The organism is Streptomyces sp. FH025, from assembly GCF_017427025.1.
GTDB lineage: Bacteria > Actinomycetota > Actinomycetes > Streptomycetales > Streptomycetaceae > Kitasatospora.
Genome location: NZ_JAFLNG010000411.1, coordinates 1 through 7,052, shown reverse-complemented (window position 1 = coordinate 7,052; position 7,052 = coordinate 1). Strand labels below are relative to the sequence as shown.

4 protein-coding genes are annotated in these 7,052 nt (G+C 72.9%); 3 read left to right on the top strand and 1 reads right to left on the bottom strand.

Annotation, left to right across the window (positions count from 1 at the left end; all coding sequences use genetic code 11):
- Positions 1–8 precede the first annotated feature (8 nt).
- Together J0670_RS25300 and J0670_RS25295 are read left to right on the top strand one after the other, a co-directional pair.
- Complete coding sequence (locus tag J0670_RS25300; protein ID WP_207813968.1) at positions 9–590, top strand: TetR/AcrR family transcriptional regulator; 582 nt, start codon at positions 9–11, stop codon at positions 588–590.
- Positions 591–840: 250 nt separating this feature from the next.
- Positions 841–2,460 carry an alpha/beta hydrolase gene (locus tag J0670_RS25295; protein ID WP_207813967.1) on the top strand — a complete coding sequence of 540 codons (1,620 nt, stop codon included), beginning with the start codon at positions 841–843 and terminating at the stop codon, positions 2,458–2,460.
- A 324-nt stretch (positions 2,461–2,784) separates the two neighbouring features.
- On the opposite strand, the gene J0670_RS25290 is transcribed toward J0670_RS25295, so the two are convergent.
- Positions 2,785–3,522 carry an ABC transporter ATP-binding protein gene (locus tag J0670_RS25290; RefSeq protein ID WP_207813966.1) on the bottom strand — a complete coding sequence of 246 codons (738 nt, stop codon included), beginning with the start codon at positions 3,520–3,522 and terminating at the stop codon, positions 2,785–2,787.
- Positions 3,523–3,928: 406 nt separating this feature from the next.
- Here J0670_RS25290 and J0670_RS25285 point away from each other — a divergent pair.
- Positions 3,929–7,052, top strand: a 3,124-nt coding sequence (locus tag J0670_RS25285; RefSeq protein ID WP_207813965.1) for an FtsX-like permease family protein, incomplete at its 3' end; no start/stop codon positions are given.

Here is a 7,052-nt window from a genome sequence, read left to right as displayed (position 1 = left end):
AGCAGAAGATGCGGGGTGGCGCGGCGCGGCCGGACCGGCGGACCGTGCTGGCGGACGCGGCGATCGGCGTGCTGGCGGACGCCGGTGTCCGGGGGCTGACCCACCGGGCGGTGGACGCGGCGGGCGGGCTGCCGGCCGGCACCACCTCGGCCTACCTGCGGACCAGGCAGGCGCTGCTCACCGCGCTGGTGCGGCGGCTGGTCGAGCTGGACCAGGGCGAGCTGCAGGCCATGGGGGAACGGGTGGCGATCAGCTCGACGGGCGAACTCGTCGAGCTGATCGGCGAGTTGATGAACCACCGGTTGACCGGCGAGGGGCGTCGGCGCTCGCTCGCCCGGTACGCCTGCGCGGTGGAGAGCGTGCGCGACCCGGAGCTGCGGGAGATCCTCGTGCCGCGCGAGAACGCGGGGCGTGCCGCTGTCCGTGCCTTCCTAGCCGACCGGGGTGTCCCCGACCCGGACCGGCGGACCGCCACACTGCTGGCCTGCATCGACGGCCTGGTCTTCGACCGGCTGGTCGGTGGGGGCGAGACCGGCGCCGACGAGGTCGAAGGCCTGGTGGCCGCCGCCCTGCGCGGCGCGACCGGCTGACCGTCAGGAGCCCCGCCCGGCACCGACCCGCGCTCCGGCTCGGCGAGAGTCCCGGGGGAGCTCACCCGCCGGTCCAGCCCCCTCAGGGTCGGGTCAAGCTGACGTCAATCAACCGTCAAGTTGCTTCATTCACAGAATATTTCGATCACGTATGGCGTGACGTGCCGAAGATTTCCGTTGTTTCCAGGTCTTCACACGGAGATCTCCGGCTGACAGGCTTGGGCCGCCCTTTCAGTACGGAGGAGGTTCCTTGTCCCGCATATCCACGTTGGCCGGAGCGGTCACCTGCGCGCTCGCCCTTGTCACCGGTACCGCCGTCGCCGCTTCGGCCGCGCCGTTCGACCTGGCGCCGGGCGCCGGCGCCGAGGCGAAGGTCGATCCCGTCGCCTGGAAGCCGTGCAACCCCGACCCGAGCAAGCCGGACCCCGGCATCTACGACTGTGCCGTCTACCCGGTGCCGCTGGACTACGACAACCCGTCGGGCGAGAAGATCGGCATCGCGATGATGCGGCGGCGGGCGAGCGACCCGTCGAAGCGGATCGGCTCGCTCTTCCTCAACCCGGGCGGCCCGGGCGGCAGCGGCTACATGTGGGCGACGACCACCCGCTTCGGCACCGAGGTGCAGTCCAAGTTCGACCTGATCGGCTTCGACCCGCGCGGGGTGGCCCGGAGCAACCCGCTCAAGTGCTTCAAGACCCAGGAAGAGGCCGACGCGGTCAACAACCGCATGGTCGGGGTGCCGGTCACCAAGGCCGAGATCGCCGACACCCTGGACGCCGACCAGGACTACAGCGACGCCTGCAGCAAGAACGCCGGCCCGCTGATCGAGCACATGTCGACCATCAACGTGGTGCGCGACCTCGACCGGATGCGTCGCGCCGTCGGTGACTCCCAGCTCACCTTCGCCGGGTTCTCCTACGGCACCCTGATCGGGTCGACGTACGCCGGCATGTACCCGAACAAGGTGCGCGCGATCATCGTCGACGGCAACGTCGACCCCAACCTGCGCCTGCACAACGGCATGGAGTACGACCGCCAGCGGGCGGGCGGCTTCGAGCTGGCCCTGGACGAGTTCCTGAAGCGCTGCCAGGCCGCCGGCGCCCCGCGCTGCGCCTTCGGCGACGGTGACACCCGCGCCAAGTTCGACGAGCTCCGCGACCACCTGCGGACCAGCCCGATCACGCTGTCCAACGGTTCGCAGGTGACGCTGAGCAGCTTCACCGGCGAGGTGGCCAGCGCCCTGTACTCGCAGGCCAAGCTGGCGCCGCTGGCGAAGTCGCTGCAGGCGACCTACCAGGTGCTGCACAAGCCGGCCGTGACCGCCCTGGTCGCCCCGCGGGCCGAGGCCTCGGACGAGGCGGCCAACCAGCTCACGGTGAACGTCCCGCACGCGCTGCGCGAGGCCCCGGCCGACTCCGAGTACACCGGTGACGACTCCTACATGGGCGTCAACTGCCAGGACAAGCCGTACCCGTCGAACGACAAGGTGTTCGCCAACGCCGCCAAGGTCTGGGAGAAGGAGTCGCCGACCTTCGGCCGCTACCAGGCCTTCGACGCGCCCGCCTGCGCCAGCTGGCCGGCTCCGGCCCGGGACGCCGAGCGCTTCAGCGGCCCGTGGAACAAGAAGACCTCCAACACCGTGATGGTGATCGGCAACCTCTACGACCCGGCCACCCAGTACAAGTTCGCCCAGCGGATGCAGCAGGAGCTGGGCAACGCGGTGCTGGTCAGCGTCGACTCGATCGAGCACTGCGCCGTCGGCCGCAGCAAGGCCCTGAACAACCTGGTCACCCGCTACCTGGTGGACGGCACCGCGCCGCAGCCGGGCCAGCTGCTGAAGCCGGACGCCGAGATCTTCCCGGCGGTCTGAGCGAACGACGTCTGAGCGAACGTGGTCTGAGCGAACGACGTCTGAGCGAGCGGGGTCCGAGCGGACGAGGCCCGAGCGTTCGACCCGTGGAGTGAACCCGTGGTGGCCGGCGGTCTCGCCGGCCACCACGGTCGTTCTTCCGGCCCAGGTTCAGGAATGCGCGGACGATGCGCGCGACACGCGTGATGCGACGGCTGATCGTCGTCGAACCTCTCCCGGAACCCGGTCCGCGGTCCTGCCGGGACCATTTCCGGGGGGATGGTGCGCGGCCGCGTCGATGTCACATCAGTTCGCGGACGGACATGTGAAATCGAAACGCGGAACTCAGGCGGCCCGCTCCGTCTCCTCCTCGACGACGTGGCCGTCGCGCAGCTCGATCACCCGGTCGGCGAGCCCCATCAGCGTCGGGTCGTGGGTGGCGACCAGCACCGTGACGCCCTCGCTGCGGACCACCGCGCGCAGCAGCTCCATGATCGCGCGGCCGGTCTCGGAGTCCAGCTGGCCGGTGGGTTCGTCGGCGATGATCAGTCCGGGGTCGTTGGCCAGCGCGCGGGCGATGGCGACGCGCTGCTGCTGGCCGCCGGAGAGCTCGCCGGGCCGCTGGTTGGCGTGGTCGGCCAGGCCGACCAGGGCCAGCAGGGTGTGCGCGCGTTCCTCGCGCTCGGCGGCCGCGACCTTGCGCAGCCGCATCGGCACGCCGACGTTCTCGGCGGCGGTGAGCATCGGGATCAGCCCGAAGGACTGGAAGACGAAGCCGATCCGCTCCCGGCGCAGGGCGAGCCGGCCGTCCTCGTCCAGCCCGGCGAGGTCGACGCCGTCCAGGGCGATGCTGCCGCCGGTCGGTGCGTCCAGGCCGCCGACCAGGTTGAGCAGGGTGGTCTTGCCGGAGCCGGACCGGCCCTTGAGAGCGGTGAGTTCACCGCGGCCGACCGAGAAGCTGACGCCGCGCAGGGCGTGGACGGCCCGCTCGCCGGTACCGAAGCTGCGCCGCAGGTCCGTCACGGACACCATTGGCGAGGCGGTCGTGGTGGCGGTGGTGGTGTCGGCCTGGTGCTTCGTCATGCGGCGTCCCCCTGTGGGCGTGGCTACCCGGTTCTCTCCCGGGTCAACGGATGCGGCGGTTGCGCCGGTTCACCGCCCCGGCCGGAAATTCAGGCCGGGTGTTTCCCCTCGTCAAAGGGGGTGCGGCGAAGCGGGTTTGTGAAGTGTGCATGGCATTTCAATGGGGGCGTCCCTGGCCGGGGATGCTACCAATGCAAGGAATTTGCTCATTACTTACTTGATTCGCGCAAGTCTCTTCCGTTCGTCGATCGGATCTGACAGCATCGTCCGCTATCCGGCGACCGATTGCCGGTGATCATTGCGCCGGTGTTCCCGCGGAGTGTTCCGACTGTGGCCGATGTGTGCCCGGATCGGACGGACGGGCCGAACCGGATGCGAGCGGGGACGTGACCGGGGGAGGAACTTGATGCTCGGCTTCGTCGTGCGCCGACTGCGCGGACGACTGCCGCTGGCCGCTGCCGTCCTGCTGGCGGTGCTGATCACCACGGCGGTGCTGACCGCCCTGGTGGCCTTCAACAGCAGCGTCGGCCGGGCCGGTCTGCGGCAGTCGCTCCAGGGCCCCGGCCACGCCCGGACCACGGTGGTGGTGACCGCCGAGCACGGTCTGGATCAGCGGGCCAAGGACGAGGAGGCGCTCGGCTCCTACCGGCAGAAGCTCTTCGGCGATCTGCCCGTGCGCACCGACAGCCTGCTGCGCAGTCGCTCCTACGGCCTGCCGGACGGCGCCAGGGCGGACGCCGCCCGGGCGGGCGGCGCCGCGGCGGGCCAGGCCGCGCCGGTCACCGGGGCCTCTGCGGCCAAGGCCGATCTGACGGTCCTCGCCGACCTGGACCGCGGGCGGGTCCGGCTGGTCGCCGGTGCCTGGCCGGGCGCCGCCACCGGCCCCGTCCAGTCCGCAGCCCCGCAGGCCGCCGTCCCGCAGGTCATGCTCGCCCGGCTGGGCCTGACCGAACAGGCGCTTCCCGCCGACGTCCAGGTCACCGGCCGGCTCGACGGCAAGCCGCTGACCGTCAGGGTCACCGGCGTCTACCGGGCCGCCGACCCGTTCGACCCGTACTGGCGCATCGACCCGGTCGGCGGACGGGAGTTCCAGGTCGGCGACTTCACCACCTACGGCCCGATGATGGTCGACCAGAGCGTCTTCACGGCCGGAGGCCTGCCGCAGAGCAGCCGTGGCTGGCTGCTCGACGCCGACTTCGCGGGCGTCGACCAGGACACGGCCCGCGCCATCGGCGACCGCGCCCCGGGACTCTCCGACGACCTGCGCAAGACCGCGAACCTCGCCGCGCAGAGCGAACTCCACGACGTCATCGGCGAGTTGTCCGCCAGCCTGCTGGTCGCCCGGTCCACCCTGCTGATCGGCGCCCTGCAACTGGCCGTCCTCGCCGGGGCGGCCCTGCTGCTCGTCGTCCGGCTGATCTCGACCCGCCAGGAGCGCGAGAACGAGCTGCTGGCCGCCCGAGGCGCCTCCGGCGCCCGGCTCGGCGGCTTCACCGCGCTGGAACTGCTGCTGCTCGCACTGCCCGCGGCGGCGTTCGCGCCCCTGCTCACCCCGTTCCTGGTCCGCGTCCTGGCCGGCCTGGGCAGCTCCCGACAGGTGGCCCTGCACACCGGCATCGGCTGGACGCTCTGGCCGGTGGCCGTGCTCTGCGCCGTCGGCTGCACCGCGCTCGCCATCGTGCCCAGCCTGCTGCGCGGCGCCGGCGCCGCCCTGCGCCGCCGGGCCGGCCGCCGCCAGGCCGCGGTCTCCGGCGTCGCCCGCAGCGGCGGAGACCTCGCCGTGCTGGCCCTGGCCGCCCTCGCCTACCAGCAGCTCAGCCAGTACGGCGGCGGGCTCTCCACCGACTCCTCCGGCGAACTCGGCGTCGACCTGCTGCTGGTCGCCACCCCCACCCTGGCCCTGTGCGCGGGCACCCTGGTGGTCCTGCGCCTGCTGCCGCTCGCCGCCCGACTGGGCGCCCGGGTGGCCGCCCGGGGCCGCGGCCTCGGACCGGCGCTGGTCGGCTGGCAGCTGGCCCGCCAACCCGCCCGGGCCAGCGGCCCCGTGCTCCTGCTCGTCATGGGCGTGGCCACCGGCGTGCTCGCCCTCGGCCAGCACGCCACCTGGACCGCCTCCCAGCGCGACCAGGCCGCCTTCGGCACGCTCGGCGGCCTGCGCATCTCCGCCTCGCACGGCTCGCTGATGGGCCAGGGCGGCCGCTACGGCACCCTGCCCGGCGGGGACCGGCTGGTCCCGGTGATCCGGGCGCAGCAGCCGCTGCCCTCCGGCACCGGCCAGGTGCTCGCCACGGACACCGCCGCCCTCGCCGACCGCGTCCCGATCCGTGAGGACCTGCTCGACGGGCACAGCCGGGAGGAGCTGTTCCGCCCGCTCGCCGCGCCCGCACCCGCCGGAGCACCGGACGGCGTGCCGCTGCCCGGGCACCCGCTGCGGATCGACGCCGACATCTCCACCGCCGAGTCCACCAGCCGGGGGAGCACGCAGTCCCTGACCCAGACGCTCCTGATCCGGGACCGTTTCGGGATCGTCTACCGGGTTCCGTTCACCGGCGCCCTGGTCGGCGACGACCGCCGTGGTTCGGCCTCGCTGAGCGCGCTGGTCGACGCGCCGCTGGGGTCCGCCGCCGCACCGCTGACCCTGCTCGGGGCGACCGAGTCCAGCGCCGGCACGGACGAGCGGGACGTCACCATCCACAAACTGGCCGTTTCCGACACCGTCGACGGCCCCGCGGTCGACGTCCCGCTGCCGCCCGGCGGCCCCGTCGCCGCCGCGAAGGCACCGACGACCGTGTCCGGCGTCGCCACCCGCGACTACCTGAAGGGCACCGGCGCCTCGGTCGGCGACACCGTGCAGGTCCCGTTCGGCGGGACCACCCTCCAGGTCAGGATCACCGCCGCCGTCGAGGCCCTGCCGGTGGCGGGTCGCAGCGCGGTCGTCATCGACCTCGCCACCACCGCGCGGCTGCTGGCCGCCCAGCGGCACATGGTGTCCGGCAACGCCGAATGGTGGCTGCCCGCGGCCGGCCCGGGCGACCGCACCCCGGCCCAGGCCGCCGCCGCCCTGCGGGCCGCCCCCGGCTCCCAGGACGTCCAGCTCTACGACGAGGTCTCCGAAAACCTGCTCGGCGACCCGATCGGCGCCGCCCCGCAGAGCGCGCTGATGGCCATCGCGATCGTCACCGCCGTGCTCGCCGCGATCGGGTTCGCCGCCTCCGTGGTCGGCTCCGCCCACGAGCGCTCCCGGGACTCCGCCCTGCTGCTCGCCCTGGGCGCGCCGCGCAGGCAGGTCTCCCGCACCGTCGTCGCCGAGCAGGCCCTGCTGATCGGGCTCGGCGGGGTGGTCGGGCTCGGCCTCGGCGTCCTGCTCGTCCACCTGATCGTGCCGTTGGTGGTGCTGACCTCAGCCGCCCGCCGCCCGATGCCCGAGGCGCTGATCGAGCTGCCGGTCGGCCAGGCGCTGTTGTTCACGGCCGCGATCGCCGTCGTCCCGCTGCTGTCGGCCTTCCTCATCGGACGCCGCCGTCGAGACG

Bases quoted from the DNA above. Each gene is read 5' to 3' on its own strand.
- J0670_RS25300 (WP_207813968.1), top strand. From the start codon at position 9: ATGCGGGGTGGCGCGGCGCGGCCGGACCGGCGGACCGTGCTGGCGGAC.
- J0670_RS25290 (WP_207813966.1), bottom strand. From the start codon at position 3,522: ATGACGAAGCACCAGGCCGACACCACCACCGCCACCACGACCGCCTCG.